This window comes from Duganella sp. Root1480D1 (genome assembly GCF_001427305.1).
Taxonomy (GTDB): Bacteria; Pseudomonadota; Gammaproteobacteria; order Burkholderiales; family Burkholderiaceae_D; genus Rugamonas.
Window position 1 is genome coordinate 138,591 of sequence record NZ_LMFZ01000012.1, and the last position, 16,031, is coordinate 154,621.

Below are 16,031 nucleotides of genomic sequence, written 5' to 3' on the forward strand. Positions count from 1 at the left end.
ACAGCGATCAGTGTGCCCAGATCCACACTTGGGTGCCACGCAGATCGAGCTGGTTCATGGCCATCGAACCGTAGGAAGCATTGCTGCCGCCCATCTTGATTGCGTCAACCGAGATGTTCAGCAGTTTGCCTGCTGCCACCTGCACGTCGGCCGGGATCGCGATCTGCACCACGTCGCCGCCGGTGGCCGGGTTGTAGAAGGTGCCTGGGTTGGTCACGCCAGCAGCGCCGGCAGCCTGCAGGAAGGAGTTTTTCGACAGGATGTCGATGGTTGCAGCGATCAGGCCATTGACCTTGATGCCGTTGAAGCTCACCGAACCGCCGCCCAGGCCGTTGGCGTCGAGAGCGTCGGTGTCGGTGTAGACGAAGGATTCGACTTTGACGTTCAGGTTGGCGCCGATCGACACGCCGTCCTGGCCGGTAACTGCGCTCAGTTCCGCGTCTTTGATCGGGGTCATGGCCGATGCCGACAGGGCCAGGGTGGACAGGGCGATTGCTACAGCGGTGGTAATGCGTTTCATATCGTTGATCTCCGTTCGAATAAGAATAATGTGCTTGGTGTGGTGCTCCTGTATGCCTCCTTGCCGGTCGCGGGCCTGGTGGGCCCGGTGCGGCGAGGCACCGTCTTAATATTGTCGCAATATTAATTAAATTTATGATAGGTGGCGGCGCCGGACAGGGTCTAGCGTTTCACACTGACCGCACAGGCCAAACGCTTGTCCTGGCGAGCCAGCCAGAGGAAGAGCGCCGTTCGCCGCATGTTGCTTGCATTAGCATAAGTTTTCGTGTGCGAAGTAGAGGTGTGCATCTAATTTTTATGCATCGTGCAAGCCGCGAAACGTGCGTAAATAAATAACAAAAGAGCAAGGACGAACGTTCGTCCACATTACATTGGAGACGCCATGGGTGCAGGATTCGACGCGCGCGCGACGCGCAAGGGCAGCGCTTACCCCAACGATCGGGAGCTGCCATGCTGATGCTGTTGATGGGGGTCCTGGCAGCCCTGATTGGCGGTTCCGCCGCCCTCTCCCGCAACGAAGTGCAGGAGCGCCCCAAAGGCCAGTACGAGATGCCGCAAACCATGCTGGGCGGCGGCAGCTACTCGCAGGCGGTGAGCATGGAGCCGTTCTCCGAGCTCAAATACCGCCACATCGTGCGCCAGGCTTACGACTACAGCTGCGGCTCGGCGGCGCTGGTCACCATCCTCAAGTTCCACCTGGGTCTTGACGTCACCGAGCAGCAGGCCATGGAAGGCATGCTGGAAAAGGGCGAGAAGGAAAAGATCATCGAGCGCCGCGGTTTTTCGCTGCTGGACATGAAGCGCTACGCCGCTTCGCTCAACGTGCCCGCCGCCGGCTACAAGGCCGAAGTCAAGGACCTGCTGACATTGGACGAGCCGGCCATCGTGCCGATCGACTACGCCGGCGCCAAGCACTTCGTGGTCCTGCGCGGCATCCGCAACGGCGTGGTCTTCATCGCCGACCCTTCGGCCGGCAACCTGGCCTTCTCGGTGCAGGAATTTGCCACGCTGTGGGACAAGAACACCTTATTCATCCTGTCCGCACCGGCCGGACAGAAAGCGCCGGCACAACTGGCGCTGAATGACCAGGAGCTGGGCGTGGTCGACATGGACCGCGTCACCAACCATGGCCAGCTCGATCCTTTCAACAACACCACGCAACTGCTGGAACGTGCCGTCAACTCCGGCCCGGCCCGCACCTGGATGCACCGTCAATAAGGAAACGCGAATGAAATATCAGTACCTGCCATTCATGCTTGCCACCGCCCTGCTGGTGCATTCGACCGCCGGCGCGCAGGAAAGCACGGCAGCCACCAGTACCGCCGCCGCACGCGATGCGCTGGCGAAGAAGGAAGGCGAAGGCGACCAGAGCGCCCTGCTGAAAGAAACCCTGACTGCAGTCGACAAGCAGTATTCCCTGATCCGCAAAGGCAAATCGCAGTACACCTATGACCTGAACTACACCTACATCGGCCAGGAAAAAATCGTCACCGATATCGCGGCCGATGGCCTGAGCCTGTTCGAAATCGAGAACGTCTCGGCCCACGTGGTCACCAATACCCTGTCGGTCGACTACGGCGTGTGGGACAACCTGACCGCCAACGTGACCCTGCCCGTGATCGGCAAGTTCGCCGAGTCGCGCAACGGCAACAACACCTCGTTCTCGCTGGGCGACATCGCCATCGGCGCCCGCTACCAGCCGTGGGAAGCACGCCGCGACCGCGCCAACTTCACCGCCACCAGCAACCTGCGCCTGCCCACCGGCCGCAGCCCGTTCAAGATCATCGCCGGCAGCGGCGAGGCAACCGGCAGCGGCGTCGCTTCGCTGTCGCTGGGCATGAACGTCAACCGCATCGTCGACCCGGTAGCGCTGTTCGGCTCCCTGTCGCTGACCGGCAGCACCCAGGCCACCGGGCTGCACCAGGTCAACGGCACACGCGTGCTGACGCGCGTGGCGCCCGGCACACAGTTCGGCTTTGGCATGGGCTTCGCTTATGCACTGTCGTATGGCATTTCTACTACGATGTCGTTCCAGGGCGCGATCTCGCAAGGCGCCAAGCTGCGTTTTGAAGACGGCTTGAACGTGCGCACCAATTCGCAAACGTCGGCGATCCTCAACTTCGGCATGGGTTACCGCATGTCGCCGAAGAACACGGTGAACATGTCGGTCGGCATCGGCCTCACCAGCGACTCGCCGAACTTCTCGGTGGGCCTGAACTTGCCGCTGGCGTTCTGACGAGGCAGCAATGCGAGCCCCGCTCCGCCTGGCGGCATGCGCCGCCGCGCTTGCCCATGCACTGCCCGCGCACGCCGCGCTGGTGGAAAACCTGACCACCAGCGTGGTGGCCATGTCGCTCGGAAACGCCGTGACGGCCGACCCGCCCGGCATCGACTCCGTGCACTTCAACCCCGCCGGGCTGGCGCGCCTGCAGGGCGACAGCATGCAGCACACGGCGTTTGGCGCCTCGATCCGCGCCAGCGCCAGCTTCTCGGCGCCGGCCGGCTTCGACATCGGCGGCTGGAAGGACGATCCGGTCAGCGGCACCCGCACGGGCCCGATGCGGCAAGCCATGTATGTGCCGGCCTACGGCATGCCGGGCTGGCGCCTGCCCGGCGTGATCGTGCCGACCTTCGGCTTCGCCTGGAACAATCCCGGCTCGCCCTGGACCTTCGCCACCAATTCCTATATGGCGCAGGCGATCAGCCTTGACCGCACCAAGGACCCGGACGACCCGGGCCGCTTCGACGGCCGCCAGATCCAGTTGCAACGGCTGGTATGGGCTTCGCCGGCCGTCGGCTACAAGTATTCGGACACGCTGCGCTTCGGCGCTGCCGTGCCGATTGCGCACTCGGCCTTCGTGGTCGATACGCATATGCGCTTCCCCAACCAGCTGCTGGGCATCTTCGGCAAGCTGCAGGAAGGCTGGTGCCCGGAAGAAGGCGGCAACATCATCGACACCTTCGGCTTTGGCCTGTGCGGCGGCGGCAAGGCCGGCATGGTCAATCCGTTCAAGAAGGCTGCCGCGATGCGGCTGGAAATGACCTCGCCGGTCGATCCGACGCTGAACCTGGGCCTGCTGTGGGAACCGCAGCCGTGGTTTGCACTGGGCGTGGTCTACCAGGGCGGTTCGAAGACCCGCTACACCGGGCATTACACCTTCGAGACCGAGCCGATGCTGCGCAACTTCGTCAAGGGCCTCAATTCCAGCCTGTTCGGTCCCGTGGCAGGCGCCATCCTTGGCCTGCCGCAGTCGATCCCGGAAGTCCAGCACGGCAATATGTCGGCCAGCATTCCCTTCCCTTCGCACCTGCAGGTCGGCGTCAAGTTCAAGCCGCTGCGCTACGTGCAGCTGAACGTGGATGCCAGCTATGCGCGCTGGAGCGACTGGAACCAGCTGGTGTTCGAATTCGACCAGAGCATCAAGCTGCTGGAAGTGGCGCGCCTGTACGGCGTTCCCGATTCGAGCAAGCTGAAAATCCCGCGCGGCTACAAGAGCGTGCTGAATATGGGCTACGGCCTGCAGCTGTTTCCGTTTGAAGGCATGGCGCTGCGCCTTGGCTACGAGCCGCGCAAGTCGTCAGTCCCGGCCAACAAGATCGACCTGATCGCGCCACTGCCGGACACCAAGCTGTTCAGCGTAGGGCTGAACTGGCGCATCAGTAAGAAGTATGAGCTGAACCTGGCCGGCTCCTACATGAAGGGCAAGTTCAACGCGCCGGCCGAAACCTCGGACAACATGAACAGCAGCAAATTCCTCAACATCATCTACAACCCTTATGCCGGCCAGGACGTGGCTGGCGATATCAAAGTCCGGTACGCCGGATTCAGTCTTGTTGAACATTTCTAGGAGCGCACGAGATGAAAAAACTCGCGACAATGATCGCCGCCCTGGCCATCGGGGGCACAGTGCATGCGGCGCCGGTTCCGGCCGCGAAACAGGAGTTGGTCAACCGCGTGCTGCAGCTTTGGCACCCGGAGAGCATCGGCGAATCGATGCTGCAAGCGCCGGTGGGCGACGCCGTGCAGCAGGCGCGCGCCGTGCTGCAGGGCCGCGTTTCGCCGGAAAAGCGCGACGCTGCGCTGAAGGAGATCGTGGCCGATGCACGCCAGTTCATGGACCAGAACAAGCCGCTGGCGCAGGCCAGCGCGCAAAAGCTGGTCGGCACCACGGTGGCCCCGCTGCTGGCCGAGCGCTTCACCGATGACGAGCTGCGCCAGATCATCACCATCCTCGAATCGCCGGTGAAGAAGAAGTTCGAAGCCATGGTGCCCGAGCTGCAGAAGAAGCTGGGCGAAGGCGTTGCCGCCGATACGCGTGCCGTGATGGATCCCAAGCTGCAGGAACTGCAGCAGCGCATCGGCATGCGCCTGCGCAGTGCGGTGACACCATAAGCGGGAGCACAGGCCATGAGCTATTCTTCGGCTCTTCACCTGGTGCGCGGTGTGAAATCGCGCCTTTCCCACTCCGGCGTTGAAGCGGAGGCGCTGTTCGAGCTGGCCGGCCTGAATGAAGGCGACGGCCTGGCCTGCGACGCGCTGACGCTGTCGGACAAACTCAGCCACCTGTGGGAACTGGTGGTTGAACATTCCGGCGATCCGCTGATCGGCCTGAAGGTTTCCACCCCGCACCGCCTGGGCTGGCTGGGCGTGATGGGGCACATCATGCTGCTGTCACCGACCGTGCAAAGCACGATCGAGCGCTGTCACGGCCACACGCGGGTAGGCATCCTGCTGCCCGGCTTGCAGCGCGTGGTGCCGCGCCAGCGCTACGACTTCGTGTGGTGCGTGCTGCTGCGCACCCTGCGCTGCGCGTCCGGCCGCGACGACGCGGTGCCGGTGAAGGTGGAATACGCCTTTCCGGAACCGGCCAATTCGGCATTCTTCGAAAACACCTTTGGCTGCCCGGTGCATTTCAACCGGCCGCACAATGTGATGGAGTTTTCCGATACCGACATGGTGGCGGCGCTGCCCCATGGCGGCATGCCGCCGCCGGGCGGGCCACAGCCGATCCTGGCGCAACTGGCCGAGGCGCAGCCGCCTGCCTTCACGGCCCGGGTGCAGGAAATCCTCGCTTCGCTGCTGCCGAAAGGGCCGCCGCATCGCGATGCCGTGGCCAATTTGCTGGCCATGAGCGAGCGTACCTTGCAGCGCCGCCTGGCCGAGGAAGGCACCAGCTTTTCCGCCGTGGTGGACGACACCCGGCGCGCCCTGGCGCGGCAATCGCTTGAAGCTGGCGAACTGTCGCTGAAGATGCTCAGCTTCCAATTGGGCTTTTCCGAACCGAGCGCGTTTTACCGGGCCTGCAAGCGCTGGTTCGGCATGACGCCGTCCGACCTGGCCAATCATGGAGAAAAACATGGCATGGTATAAAGCGGAGCATCCTGCGCAACTGTTTGGCCAGTTGCTGGTCAAGCACAAGCTGGTCACTGAAGAACAGCTTCAGAGCGCAATCGAACACCAGCGGCAGACCGGCCAGCGCCTTGGCGAAATTTTCGCCGAATGGGACCTGGTGACGCACCAGCATGTGCAGGACATCCTGCTCAAGCAGCGTCGCGTGCGCATGGCGGCGGCGCTAATCGGAGCAATCTTTGCGCCGCTGGAAGCGTATGCCGCCGAAACGCTGGCGGCTGCGCCGGCAGCCATCAGCGCGCCTGCGGCAATCCTGCCGCGCGAGGGTTCGCTTGCCGCGCTGGCCGAGAGCGAACTGGATGCGGTGACCGCCCAGGGCCTGGATGAAGAGCTGGTGCGGCAGGTGCGCGAGCAGCTGAAGCGCAATGGCGTGGAAGTGAGCGGCGACCTGGCCAAGCTGGTCAATCCGGTGCTGGGGCTGGTGGAATCGGACGTCAGCATGCATAACGTGGTGTATGCGCCGAACCGCGCAGCAACCACCGTCAATCCGGACGGCTCGCTGTCGCTGAACCTGCCGACCACGATTGGCGAAATCAACTTCAACAACATCCGCCTGCACGGCGCAGCGGCAGGCGGGCCGACGTTCGGCAGTATCTCGATCCGCGGCATCGACCTGACCGGCACCGTCATCACACTGGCGCTCAAACGATGAAGACCACCGCCGCTGTCGCCGCGCTCGCCACCACCATCGTCACGGCCCTCGCCGCGCCCGGCACGGCAAGCGCCGCCGCTGCGCCGCTGGCGCCCGACGTGTCCGCACTTGCCAGCGGCACCATCCAGGTGGCGGAAGCGCCAAGCGCCGGCCTGCCCGGCAAGGCCTTTACCGCCTGGACGCTGGTCCAGGCCAGCGTCCCACGCCTGTGCGCACTGGTGCAGGACTACGCCTCCTACTCCTCCTACATGCCAAACACGAAAAGTGCGCAGCCGGTTGGCGAAGGAGATGGCTACGTCCTGGTCGACATGACACTCGATCTCCCGCTAGGCCAGCAGAAGAAATATCGCCTGCGCCTCGAACAGCAGCAGCAACCCGACACGACCCAATGCAAACTCGCCTGGCGCCTGGTCCCCACCGGCCTGGCGCCAGCAGACACCATCGCCGACACCACCGGCTATTGGCTCTTCACCCCGATCCAGGGCGAAGGCGGCAAAACGCTGATCGAATACCATGTGTACGCCGACCCCGGCCCCGTACCCTACGGCTTCGGCTGGATCGTCGAGATGATGAGCAAGCGCAGCCTCCCGCGCACGCTGGAAGCCGTGCGCGCGCAAGCGGCCAGGTAGGCGGCAGGCAGCGCAATCAATCAACGCAACGGAACACGCCCCTCATTTTCGACCGCTGTTCGGCTGTCAGCCGCGCGGCGGTCGCATTGTAGATATAGTTTTCCTCTTCCCGCATCAGGAGGAAGCTGCCATCGGCCTGTTCGCTCCAGACCAGATAGCCGCAGTACGTATCGGCATTGGCAAAGCTCCCGGTGAAATCCACCGCAGCATACGTACCCGGAGTGCCGTTTTGCGAGCTGCGATAAATCGTCACCTTTTTCAGCTCGCGCCGCTGCACGACGCCAGAGCGTGCAGCGCTGAATGCAACGGCATCGCGCCACCCTTCGAACGTCCACTGCCGCCGCAGGCCTGCCCCGAGGCGCTCCCATGCCTCGGTATAGTGCGCAGCGTCTTTCTCGGCAAAGTAAGCCTTGCTCAATTCCTCAACGCGCGCCTTCTGCGAACCTGTGGGTTGCCATGATGGTGCGGCGCCGCCGGCCTTGGGCGGCACCAGCGACTGTTGCAGCGCCGTGTTCATGCGGCGGAATTCCTCCAGCATGCTGTCGCAGGCTTCCTTCTTCGCCTGGCACAGCGAATTCATTTTGATCGACACCTGGCCATTTTCCATGACCACGGTGCGCCGCACAGCCGCGGGATGGGCAGGGTGGCCCGGCAGCGTGAAAGACCACAGCGTGCGGTTAGCCTTGTCGTCCGCAGTTGTCCAACTGCCCTCCTCGGAGACCGTGACGTCGCCGCGCGCTTTCAACGCCTCCAGCGCTGTGGCGGGTGAGGTGTAGCCGAAACCGTCCGGCGCTGCTGCCGATGCGGCCAGGATTATCAGGAGATCGATCATGTGTTGCAATATAGACCACGGCGCGACCAAAGGTCAATTGTGGTAGCATCCGGCGGTCTTACCACCAAACCACGAGCCGCCATGCCATCTGCCCAACGCCTGTCCGATGTCGTCGCCACGGAGCTGGAAACCCGTATCCTCGAAGGTTCGCTGAAGCCCGGCGACCGCCTGCCGTCCGAACGCGAGCTGGCGGTGGAACTGGGCGTGTCGCGCCCTTCCCTGCGCGGCGCCTTGCAGTCGCTGGTGGCCAAAGGCCTGCTGATCACACGCCACGGAGGCGGCACGTTCGTGACCGATTCCATGCAGGCGGCGTTCACCGACCCATGGCAGCAAATGCTGAAAGACCATCCGGATATCCACGGCGATATGCTGGAGTTCCGCCATATGCTGGAAGGCCAGGCGGCGCAACTGGCGGCCGAGCGCGGAACGGAAGAAGATTTCGCACGCATTCGCGCCTGCCATGAAGCGCTGGAGCGCGCCTTTACGGCGCAAGACCTTGAGCTGTGCATCAAGACCGACGTGGAATTCCACCAGGCGATCGCAGATGCTTCGCACAATGTGCTGATCGGGCATTTGAGTTCCAGCCTGCACAAGGTCATGGAAGGCCATGTGCAGAGCAACCTGGAATACCTGAATGCGCGCCCGGAATTGTGGGCGCAGCTCCAGGCACAGCACCGTGCGATCTGGGATGCAGTGCGGGAGCGCAGGATGGATGTGGCAGGACGCGCTGCCCACCACCACCTGGATTTCGTGCAGCAAACCATGCGCGAAACCATGAAGAATGAGGGACGCCGCAGCGCGGCAACGCGGCGGCTGTCAGCCAACGCATAAGCTGTATTACTTCAGATGTGCCAGTTTCGGACTTAAGCTGACCGGCGTCCGACGACCGGCAACATTCCCCCGTAATGCAACGGTTGGCCCGTCCAACTGTGTACGGCGTTTCCGCTGAAATGAGCCGCTGTTTTCCGCTGTTTTCCGCTGTTTCCCGCTGTTTTTGAGGGAACCATCCGCGCGCGCCGCGATCCAAGAAAAAACAGCGGAAAACAGCGCGTTTCAGCGCAAAACAGCGGAGGAAAACAGCATGAAAGACATAACGAGGGATGCGGATCACATACTCGCGATCCAGTTTTCGAATTCCTTCGTCAGGCCCGGCGGATTTGCGCGGCTGGTTTGCACGGCAATTTCGTCATAATATTCAAGCTCATGCACGATGATGGGGATCGGTTTGGAGAATTTTTGTTCGATCATCCCGGATGCATGCAGCGCCTGAGCGATCCGCACGCAGGCCTCAACGAAGTAAGCCGTAATCCGGTCTGCTGTCTGCATACATTGGTCAAAGTCCGCGTCCTCTTCTTCATCCGTGTACCAGATTCCACTTGCTTTCAAATGAGCTTGCAGCAGCAACCCACCTTGAGTCCCCGGTTCGCCGATGAACTGCAGGTCGTTCTGGAGCCAAAAAGCGAAATTCCATTTCGCTTCTTCAGCATTTGATGCTGACAGGGCACTCGCGGTCGCCTGTGACAGGGTGTTGTAACCCAGCTGGAGAACGGGATATCGGGGGTCGTCGCCGATATCGAAGACATGGAACGAAAGCGCATAGATATCGGGGTCGGCATATGTGTCGACGTTCGCCAATACAGTGCAAATTTCATCGTAAGCGAATCTTTCAAAATCGTTCATATAGTGTGGCGGCGCCTGCGAGGAGCCGGGCACCATCTTTCCCAGGTATTCATAAGTTTGAGTTTCCAAAGCCAGACACAGTTTGAGCATCAGGAATCAACCATCTTGATGAATAAGGAAAGGCATTAATGTACTGCCTTGCGAGAGCCTCTGATTCCTGAACTTGGTCCCCCGATAGCAGTGCGATGACCCGAGCAATCCCATTCGTAGTGTCATTCGCAGCTTCAAGGTCCGCCTGGTCTATCAATGGTGCGGCAGAATAGTTAGCCTCCGCACAGCGGTACCATGCATAAGCGGACACCAAGTCCCGTGTCACACCCTTCCCTTCTTCATACGCAGATGCCAGGTGCCATTGTGCTTCCCTATCTCCATTTTTTGCAGCAATAACCCAGAGCGAAACCGCACGCTCTGGCTCAGACGCGCCGCCCAGGCCAAAGTAAAGCAGATAACCGAGGTTGTTATAAGCTGCTCGTACATTTTTCTTCGCTGCTACTCCCCAATGGGCGCGCGCTTCGGAATAGTCCTTGGCTCGGAAAGATTTCACCCCTTGGTCGTATTCTGATTCGTTCGACGTTGTAGCGCATCCAGCCAATAGAGCCAACGCAAACAAGATAGCTTTAGTTTTCATTTTTTATTGAACGCGGATTCGAAACCGGTGGTGTCATAGCTGTAATTTTGAGGTGCTGCTGGTGTTCGACCATCGCCGACGCATGACTACACCCGTTCAATCGAATAAGGTTCTATCTCGCATCCCCAGCCGCCAAAGTGCCCGCAGCCACCAGGGCCGCGAGGCCCGCGCAGGATTCCAGTCACCAACACGCGCTTGCCGACCCACTTCGACAGAATTTTTTCATTAGCTTGAATGCTTCCGCTTCCAAAGCTCAACCACACACTGGATTGGTAGTATGGCGGCTCAACTTCCTCCGTGATTTCTCTCCGCTCAGATTTAGGGAAATGTCCGATGGACACGTTCTCAAACTCAAACGTCAAGAGTCCCGTTACCGCAACTGCCTGCCCATCCAGTTCGGAAAGCCGGTCTATAAGCTGATTTACCGATAGCATAATTATTAGTCGCGTGCGCGACGATAGTGCATGGCGACTGCCCCGTTGCCGAGCGCCTTGGCCGAGCGCAGCTCAAGCCGCCGTGTGCTGGGCAGCCCGCTTTGGTACAGTGTCGGACCATGGCCCGCGATCCTCGGGTGCATGAGGAACAGGTATTCGTCGATCAGCTCCAGCCGGTCCAACTCGGTGGCGAGCTTGCCGCTGCCAAGGAGTACACCTGCCGGCGTCGCATCCTTAAGTTGTTGCACACTCGAGCGCAAGTCGCCAACGATGTGGTGGCTGTTGGTCCAGGGGAAGTCCATCCGCGTTGACGACACAACGTACTTCGGCTTGGCCTCCAGCTTGACCGCCCATTCGCGCAGCGCAGGCGGCGCATCCACCTCGCCGCAGGCGACTGCGGGCCAATAGCCCTCCATCATCTCGTAAGTGGTGCGGCCCCATAGCATGGCCCCCTTCTCGTCCATGAGGCGCGTGAAGAAGGCATGCGTCTCGTCATCGGCGATGCCTTCCTGGTGGTCGACACAGCCGTCCAGGGTGAGGTTGAGGCTGAAGGTTAGTATTCCCATCCGAATCTCCTCCGGGTTGGGAAGGGGCACCACCCTTCCCATCCATTAGTACTCCTTATTTGGCGCGCGCCTTGCCGAAGGCGTCGCCGGCTTTCCACTCTGGCATCTTCGGCGCATCGGCCACAATTCGCCCCAGGTTCAGGGTGAACTGCGCCATCTGCGTCATGCCGGCCATGGTCCAGTTGGGATCATACTCGTCGCTGACCTGGTGGTAGCTCTTGCGGTAAGCGGCGCGCATCTGCTCCGCCTTCTCCTTGTCGCCCAGGTAGTCGCTGCCCGAGGTGATCGAGAACGCCGGCACGCCGGCCTTGGCAAAGCTGAAGTGGTCGGAACGGAAGTAGCCGCCCGCCAGGTCCGGCTTCTCTTGCGCGATCACCATCTTCATCCCTTTGGCAGCCGCTTGCGCCATCTTGCCCAGGTCCGTGCGTTCGCTGCCGGCGGTGCCGATATCGCGCGTGGTGCCGATCCAGTTCAGCGAATCGAGGTTCAGGTTCGCTGCGGTTTTCGCCAGCGGCCACAATGGCGCTTCCGCATAGGCCGCGCTACCGAGCAGGCCCTGCTCCTCGGCTGCGACCCACAGGAACATCTGGCTGCGCTTGGCTGGCGATTTCACCGCTTCCTGGGCCATGGCCAGCAAGGCTGCGCTGCCCGAAGCATTGTCGACCGCGCCGTTGTAGATGGTGTCGCCGCTGCTGCCCTGTTTGCCCAGGTGGTCCCAGTGCGCCGAGTAGATCACCACTTCATCCTTCAGCTTCGGATCGGTGCCCGGCACCACGCCAGCCACGTTGAACTGTTCGACGTGGCGCACTTCGGCCTTCATGTCGCCCACCAGTTTGGCTTTCAGCGCCACCGGCTGGAAGTCCTTGCGTTCCGCGGCCGCGCGCAACTGGTCCAGGTCCAGGCCGGCAGCCTTGAACAGCGCCACGGCGGTTTCGTTGGTCAGCCAGCCTTGCAGTTCGGTGCCGGGCGTGCCTTGCGCGAGCTGGAAGCGTTCCACACCATCCCAGCTGTTTTTCACCACGCTGTAGCCATAGGAAGCCGAAGCATCGGTGTGGATCAGCAGCGCGCCGATCGCGCCCTGGCGCTTGGCTTCTTCGAATTTATAGGTCCAGCGGCCGTAGTAGGTGAGCGCCTTGCCGCCGAAACGGTTGGGCGCTTCTGCCGTCGGCATCGGGTCATTGACCATCATGACAATGACCTTGCCCTTCACGTCCTGGCCCTTGTAGTCGTCCCAGCCCTCTTCCGGCGCGGTGATGCCGTAGCCGACGAAGACCAGGTCGGCATTGAAGCTGTGCGCGGCCTGGGCATCGCCCGGCGCATAAACCCAATCCTTGCCGAAGCTGGCCGGCAGCGCCACGCCGTTCGTTTCCAGGCGCAGGTTGGACGCCGCCGCATCGGTCTTGACGCCGGCAATCTTCACCAGCTGGCGGTAGGTGACGCCGTCGACCGGCTTCAGCCCCGCGGCCATGGCCTGGGTTTCCAGGTAAGAGACGGTCAGGTCGCCGCCGCGCTGGCCGGTGCCGCGGCCTTCCAACAGGTCGCTGGACAGGAATGCCAGGTGGGCGCGCAGCGGCGCTTCCTGCACGATCGGCTGCATTGCCTTGCCGCCTTTGACGCCTGCTGCATGAACCGGGGCCAGCGCCAGCGCAATGCTGGCCGCCAGGGTGGACGCTACGAAGGTGATGGATTTAGTCATGTCTTTGTCTTGTGGATTGTCCATTGGGGCGGCTGGTGGCCGCGCGGGCATTCTAGCGGATTTGCCGCGCGCGCCAAGCTGCAGCGCAGCATGCGCGGTGGTATGCTACGCCCCGTATGAAACAGACGCCTTACATCGGCCGCTTTGCGCCCTCCCCGACCGGACCGCTGCACCTTGGATCCCTGGTAGCGGCCATGGCCAGCTATCTCGACGCCAAAGTCCATGGCGGCCAATGGCTGGTACGCGTGGAAGACGTCGACCGCGACCGCAACGTGGAAGGCGCCGACCAGCACATCCTGGCATCGCTGCAGCGCTGCGGCATGCAGTGGGACGGCGAAGTGACATGGCAAACGCAGCGCGAAGAGCTGTACCTGGCGGCGCTGCGCCAGCTTGGCACCAACATCTATCCCTGCGGCTGTTCGCGCAAGGAGATCGCCGACTCCCAGCTGCGCCAAGGCCAGGCCGGCAACCCTAACCTGGTGTATCCCGGTACCTGCCGCAGTGGCTTGGCGCCTGGCCGTGCGGCACGGGCACTGCGCCTGCGCACGCCGCAGCAACCGCATTGCCTGATCCACTTCCACGACCGCTTCGCCGGCGATATCAGCCAGGACATAACGACCGAAGTGGGCGACTTCGTGGTGCGCCGCGCCGACGGATTCTGGGCTTACCAATTGGCCGTGGTGGTGGACGATGGCGCGCAAGGCGTCACCGATATCGTGCGCGGCGCCGACCTGCTCGACTCCACGCCGCGCCAGATCTTCCTGCAGCAGTTGCTTGGCTTGCCGCAGCCGCGCTACCTGCATTTGCCACTTGTGGTTAATGCCGACGGCGAGAAATTGTCCAAGCAAACCGGCGCGCAAGCCTTCGACACGGGCGCCCCTGCCGCCAGCCTGCTCGGCAGCGCTTTGCTGCCTGCCGCGCAATTCCTCGGGCTCGCCGTCAAGGCCGGCAGTATCGACGCCTTCTGGCGCGCGGCGGTGCCGGCATGGGATGCACTGCTGCGCGCCCACGGTGAGGCGCCGCACAGACCGTAAGCCGGGCCCGCTCGATACTGGTTCCACCAAGCGAAAGGAGGTGGGCCATGCGGCACTTACTGATCTCTTGCGCCTTGTGCGCGATGGCGCTGCCGGCAACCGCCGAGGACAATTTTTTCCGTTGCGTCGACAGCCAGGGCGTGGTCATGTTGACCGACCGTCCTTGCGAAAACCTGCCTAACGCGGCCCGCCCGGTCCTGGAAAAGGAGCACTTCGTGCTGCCGGCATCCGAACAGACGCGCAGCCACTGGGTCAACAAACCACCGGTTCACGTGCCGCCTAAAATCGATGTGCAGACCCTGCGCATGGCGCGCCAGGCCCTCGAACTGCGCGACAAAGTGGCCAGCGCGCGCTAGCGCCCGTCTCAGCCAGGACCGTCCCCGTCTTCCAGCGGCAGCAACAGCATGCAGCTGGCCGCCGCGCCATGCACGATCGGCAGCAGCAGCAGGGTAATCTGCGCCGGCGCGTCCGGATCGCTGACGGAAAAGTAAGTGATGGCCACGGCCATCACGATGGGCGCCAACGGCAGCACCGCCGCCGACACGGTCGCAGGATTCAGGCGACGTACCGCCAGCAAGTTCAGCAGCAGCGCCACCAGGTAGAGGGTGCGGTACACCCATTCCGCGCGTGCGCTGGCAAAGTGCGCCCCCGCCAGCATCCCTTGCATAAGTAACCCGAGCAATAGCGTCAGCAGAAGCGCGGGCAAGGCAGAGCGTTCCATGATCACTTTGGCCTCCATCGTCACTAAAAGTAACAAAGCAGTTTCTGTGCCACGCTTATGTGTCAAGGGGAACGGAGGTGTGCGTTGAGGAATTTGTAGATTTCTGTAAGGAATTTCGACATTGACCGTGTGAAGCAAGGAGAGCTTTGCTGCGGCGCGGTATAATAGCGGGCTTGTCTTTTGGATATCGGTTTTCAGAGAAGAAGATGCACACCACGCCAGACACCCGCCCCGCCGTTGTATTGCTGCACAGTTCACTGAGCTCGCGCAGCCAGTGGACCACCCTGATGGCCGAGCAAGAAGCCAATTACCGTTTCATCGCCATCGATCTGCTGGGCTATGGCAAAGCCGCCTTCCCGGCCGAAGCAGCTGCCGCCGGCTACACCCTGGCGCATGAAGCCGACGCCGTGGCTGCCGCCCTGGCCTCGCATCTTGATGCTGGTGAGCAATTCCACCTGGTTGGCCACTCCTACGGCGGCGCCACTGCCCTGCGCCTGGCGCGCCAGATGCGCGAGCGCGTGCTGTCGCTATCCTTGTTCGAACCGGTGGCCTTCCACCTGCTGCCGGCCAGCGACGCCGGGCGCCAGGAAATCGAAGCCGTGGTGGCCAGGATCAACGCGGCTGACAGCGCCGCGGACGCGACCCGCGCCTTCATCGATTACTGGAACCGCGCCGGCGCCTTCGACGCCCTGCCGGAAGTGCAGCGCCAGCGCTTCACCAACGGCATTGCCAAGGTCAAGCTGGACTTCGTCGCCCTTCTCGGCGAACCGGCGCGCGTGGCGGACATGGCGCAACTGGACGTGCCGGCACTGGTCATGGCCGGCGCCAAAGGCCCGGCATCCACCCGCCGTGTAGCGGAAACCCTGGCTGCCGCACTGCCGCAGGCGCAATTCACGCTGACCGTCGGCGGCCACATGGCGCCGATCACCCACGCGGCCGATGTCAACCAGATGCTGCTTGGCTTCCTGGAAAACCAGCGCTTGCTCGCCTGAGGCCATTGTTCGATAATGAGCCGATAACAATCCGGGAGAGGCAGGCATCATGAGCGATACACGCTATGACCAGCAGATGGCAGTCCAGGTGGACAAGGGCATCGAACTGCATGCGGAGATGGGCGCCGCCAACGCCTGGATCTACATGCAAAGCATGCATGTGCCGCGCAGCGTCATCCTGCGCGTGCTGGCCTATCCTGAGCAGCGCCGCAACTGCAGCCCCTCGGTGCACTAGCTC

Annotated in this window: 19 protein-coding genes; 12 read left to right on the top strand and 7 right to left on the bottom strand. The window is 62.3% G+C overall.

From position 1 onward, the window contains the following. Positions 1–7 precede the first annotated feature (7 nt). Positions 8–520 (bottom strand): DUF6160 family protein, encoded by a 513-nt coding sequence (locus tag ASD58_RS13115; RefSeq protein WP_057261611.1) that lies wholly within the window; start codon positions 518–520, stop codon positions 8–10. A 449-nt stretch (positions 521–969) separates the two neighbouring features. On the opposite strand from ASD58_RS13115, the gene ASD58_RS13120 reads away from it, so the two are divergent. From ASD58_RS13120 to ASD58_RS13150, 7 genes are read left to right on the top strand one after another with little or no spacing between them, the layout of a single operon-like run. Then, the gene (locus ASD58_RS13120; protein ID WP_057261612.1) at positions 970–1,737 is read left to right on the top strand and encodes a C39 family peptidase; all 768 of its coding nucleotides are present in this window, start codon (positions 970–972) and stop codon (positions 1,735–1,737) included. A gap of 10 nt (positions 1,738–1,747) precedes the next feature. Then, complete coding sequence (locus ASD58_RS13125) at positions 1,748–2,755, top strand: transporter (RefSeq protein WP_057261613.1); 1,008 nt, start codon at positions 1,748–1,750, stop codon at positions 2,753–2,755. Positions 2,756–2,765: 10 nt separating this feature from the next. After that, positions 2,766–4,367, top strand: coding sequence for an OmpP1/FadL family transporter (locus ASD58_RS13130; RefSeq protein ID WP_057261614.1), 1,602 nt, complete (start codon positions 2,766–2,768; stop codon positions 4,365–4,367). 11 nt (positions 4,368–4,378) lie between these two features. Next, positions 4,379–4,912, top strand: coding sequence for a hypothetical protein (locus ASD58_RS13135; RefSeq protein ID WP_057261615.1), 534 nt, complete (start codon positions 4,379–4,381; stop codon positions 4,910–4,912). A 15-nt stretch (positions 4,913–4,927) separates the two neighbouring features. After that, complete coding sequence (locus ASD58_RS13140; protein ID WP_057261616.1) at positions 4,928–5,890, top strand: AraC family transcriptional regulator; 963 nt, start codon at positions 4,928–4,930, stop codon at positions 5,888–5,890. Next, positions 5,877–6,581: a hypothetical protein gene (locus tag ASD58_RS13145; RefSeq protein ID WP_057261617.1), complete on the top strand. Its 705-nt coding sequence runs from the start codon at positions 5,877–5,879 to the stop codon at positions 6,579–6,581. The genes ASD58_RS13140 and ASD58_RS13145 overlap by 14 nt, the downstream gene beginning before the upstream one ends. Further along, the gene (locus ASD58_RS13150; protein WP_057261618.1) at positions 6,578–7,210 is read left to right on the top strand and encodes an SRPBCC family protein; all 633 of its coding nucleotides are present in this window, start codon (positions 6,578–6,580) and stop codon (positions 7,208–7,210) included. Before ASD58_RS13145 ends, ASD58_RS13150 begins: the two co-directional genes overlap by 4 nt. A gap of 16 nt (positions 7,211–7,226) precedes the next feature. Here the strand turns inward: ASD58_RS13150 and ASD58_RS13155 are convergent, their stop codons facing one another. Beyond that, positions 7,227–8,042 carry a DUF4019 domain-containing protein gene (locus ASD58_RS13155; RefSeq protein ID WP_057261619.1) on the bottom strand — a complete coding sequence of 272 codons (816 nt, stop codon included), beginning with the start codon at positions 8,040–8,042 and terminating at the stop codon, positions 7,227–7,229. A gap of 81 nt (positions 8,043–8,123) precedes the next feature. On the opposite strand from ASD58_RS13155, the gene ASD58_RS13160 reads away from it, so the two are divergent. Next, positions 8,124–8,873, top strand: a complete 750-nt coding sequence (locus tag ASD58_RS13160; RefSeq protein WP_057261620.1) for an FCD domain-containing protein — start codon at positions 8,124–8,126, stop codon at positions 8,871–8,873. 276 nt (positions 8,874–9,149) lie between these two features. Here ASD58_RS13160 and ASD58_RS13165 read toward each other — a convergent pair whose 3' ends face one another. The 4 genes from ASD58_RS13165 to ASD58_RS13175 form a co-directional block, all read right to left on the bottom strand. Continuing rightward, positions 9,150–9,812 carry a hypothetical protein gene (locus tag ASD58_RS13165; RefSeq protein WP_156401268.1) on the bottom strand — a complete coding sequence of 221 codons (663 nt, stop codon included), beginning with the start codon at positions 9,810–9,812 and terminating at the stop codon, positions 9,150–9,152. Continuing rightward, positions 9,772–10,350 (bottom strand): tetratricopeptide repeat protein, encoded by a 579-nt coding sequence (locus ASD58_RS30500; protein ID WP_082565392.1) that lies wholly within the window; start codon positions 10,348–10,350, stop codon positions 9,772–9,774. Before ASD58_RS30500 ends, ASD58_RS13165 begins: the two co-directional genes overlap by 41 nt. A gap of 439 nt (positions 10,351–10,789) precedes the next feature. After that, positions 10,790–11,350: a dihydrofolate reductase family protein gene (locus ASD58_RS13170; protein WP_057262082.1), complete on the bottom strand. Its 561-nt coding sequence runs from the start codon at positions 11,348–11,350 to the stop codon at positions 10,790–10,792. A 55-nt stretch (positions 11,351–11,405) separates the two neighbouring features. Then, entirely contained in the window at positions 11,406–13,046 is a 1,641-nt protein-coding gene (locus ASD58_RS13175) for a M28 family peptidase (protein ID WP_057262083.1), read from the bottom strand. A 116-nt stretch (positions 13,047–13,162) separates the two neighbouring features. Between ASD58_RS13175 and gluQRS the strand changes: the two genes are divergently transcribed. After that, positions 13,163–14,080, top strand: a complete 918-nt coding sequence (gene gluQRS / locus ASD58_RS13180) for a tRNA glutamyl-Q(34) synthetase GluQRS (RefSeq protein ID WP_057261622.1) — start codon at positions 13,163–13,165, stop codon at positions 14,078–14,080. 47 nt (positions 14,081–14,127) lie between these two features. Beyond that, positions 14,128–14,436, top strand: coding sequence for a DUF4124 domain-containing protein (locus tag ASD58_RS13185; protein WP_156401269.1), 309 nt, complete (start codon positions 14,128–14,130; stop codon positions 14,434–14,436). Positions 14,437–14,444: 8 nt separating this feature from the next. On the opposite strand, the gene ASD58_RS13190 is transcribed toward ASD58_RS13185, so the two are convergent. Next, positions 14,445–14,801 carry a hypothetical protein gene (locus ASD58_RS13190; RefSeq protein ID WP_156401270.1) on the bottom strand — a complete coding sequence of 119 codons (357 nt, stop codon included), beginning with the start codon at positions 14,799–14,801 and terminating at the stop codon, positions 14,445–14,447. A 206-nt stretch (positions 14,802–15,007) separates the two neighbouring features. Between ASD58_RS13190 and ASD58_RS13195 the strand changes: the two genes are divergently transcribed. Continuing rightward, complete coding sequence (locus ASD58_RS13195; protein WP_057261625.1) at positions 15,008–15,793, top strand: alpha/beta fold hydrolase; 786 nt, start codon at positions 15,008–15,010, stop codon at positions 15,791–15,793. 49 nt (positions 15,794–15,842) lie between these two features. After that, positions 15,843–16,028: a hypothetical protein gene (locus tag ASD58_RS13200; RefSeq protein ID WP_057261626.1), complete on the top strand. Its 186-nt coding sequence runs from the start codon at positions 15,843–15,845 to the stop codon at positions 16,026–16,028. Positions 16,029–16,031 lie beyond the last annotated feature (3 nt).

Excerpts from the sequence above, each read along its gene's own strand:
- ASD58_RS13130 (WP_057261614.1), top strand. The coding sequence starts at position 2,766 with ATGCGAGCCCCGCTCCGCCTGGCGGCATGCGCCGCCGCGCTTGCCCAT.
- ASD58_RS13195 (WP_057261625.1), top strand. The coding sequence starts at position 15,008 with ATGCACACCACGCCAGACACCCGCCCCGCCGTTGTATTGCTGCACAGT.
- ASD58_RS13155 (WP_057261619.1), bottom strand. The coding sequence starts at position 8,042 with ATGATCGATCTCCTGATAATCCTGGCCGCATCGGCAGCAGCGCCGGAC.
- gluQRS (WP_057261622.1), top strand. The coding sequence starts at position 13,163 with ATGAAACAGACGCCTTACATCGGCCGCTTTGCGCCCTCCCCGACCGGA.
- ASD58_RS30500 (WP_082565392.1), bottom strand. The coding sequence starts at position 10,350 with ATGAAAACTAAAGCTATCTTGTTTGCGTTGGCTCTATTGGCTGGATGC.
- ASD58_RS13135 (WP_057261615.1), top strand. The coding sequence starts at position 4,379 with ATGAAAAAACTCGCGACAATGATCGCCGCCCTGGCCATCGGGGGCACA.
- ASD58_RS13165 (WP_156401268.1), bottom strand. The coding sequence starts at position 9,812 with ATGCTCAAACTGTGTCTGGCTTTGGAAACTCAAACTTATGAATACCTG.
- ASD58_RS13170 (WP_057262082.1), bottom strand. The coding sequence starts at position 11,350 with ATGGGAATACTAACCTTCAGCCTCAACCTCACCCTGGACGGCTGTGTC.
- ASD58_RS13120 (WP_057261612.1), top strand. The coding sequence starts at position 970 with ATGCTGATGCTGTTGATGGGGGTCCTGGCAGCCCTGATTGGCGGTTCC.
- ASD58_RS13125 (WP_057261613.1), top strand. The coding sequence starts at position 1,748 with ATGAAATATCAGTACCTGCCATTCATGCTTGCCACCGCCCTGCTGGTG.
- ASD58_RS13160 (WP_057261620.1), top strand. The coding sequence starts at position 8,124 with ATGCCATCTGCCCAACGCCTGTCCGATGTCGTCGCCACGGAGCTGGAA.
- ASD58_RS13185 (WP_156401269.1), top strand. The coding sequence starts at position 14,128 with ATGCGGCACTTACTGATCTCTTGCGCCTTGTGCGCGATGGCGCTGCCG.
- ASD58_RS13175 (WP_057262083.1), bottom strand. The coding sequence starts at position 13,046 with ATGACTAAATCCATCACCTTCGTAGCGTCCACCCTGGCGGCCAGCATT.
- ASD58_RS13145 (WP_057261617.1), top strand. The coding sequence starts at position 5,877 with ATGGCATGGTATAAAGCGGAGCATCCTGCGCAACTGTTTGGCCAGTTG.
- ASD58_RS13190 (WP_156401270.1), bottom strand. The coding sequence starts at position 14,801 with ATGGAACGCTCTGCCTTGCCCGCGCTTCTGCTGACGCTATTGCTCGGG.
- ASD58_RS13140 (WP_057261616.1), top strand. The coding sequence starts at position 4,928 with ATGAGCTATTCTTCGGCTCTTCACCTGGTGCGCGGTGTGAAATCGCGC.
- ASD58_RS13115 (WP_057261611.1), bottom strand. The coding sequence starts at position 520 with ATGAAACGCATTACCACCGCTGTAGCAATCGCCCTGTCCACCCTGGCC.
- ASD58_RS13200 (WP_057261626.1), top strand. The coding sequence starts at position 15,843 with ATGAGCGATACACGCTATGACCAGCAGATGGCAGTCCAGGTGGACAAG.
- ASD58_RS13150 (WP_057261618.1), top strand. The coding sequence starts at position 6,578 with ATGAAGACCACCGCCGCTGTCGCCGCGCTCGCCACCACCATCGTCACG.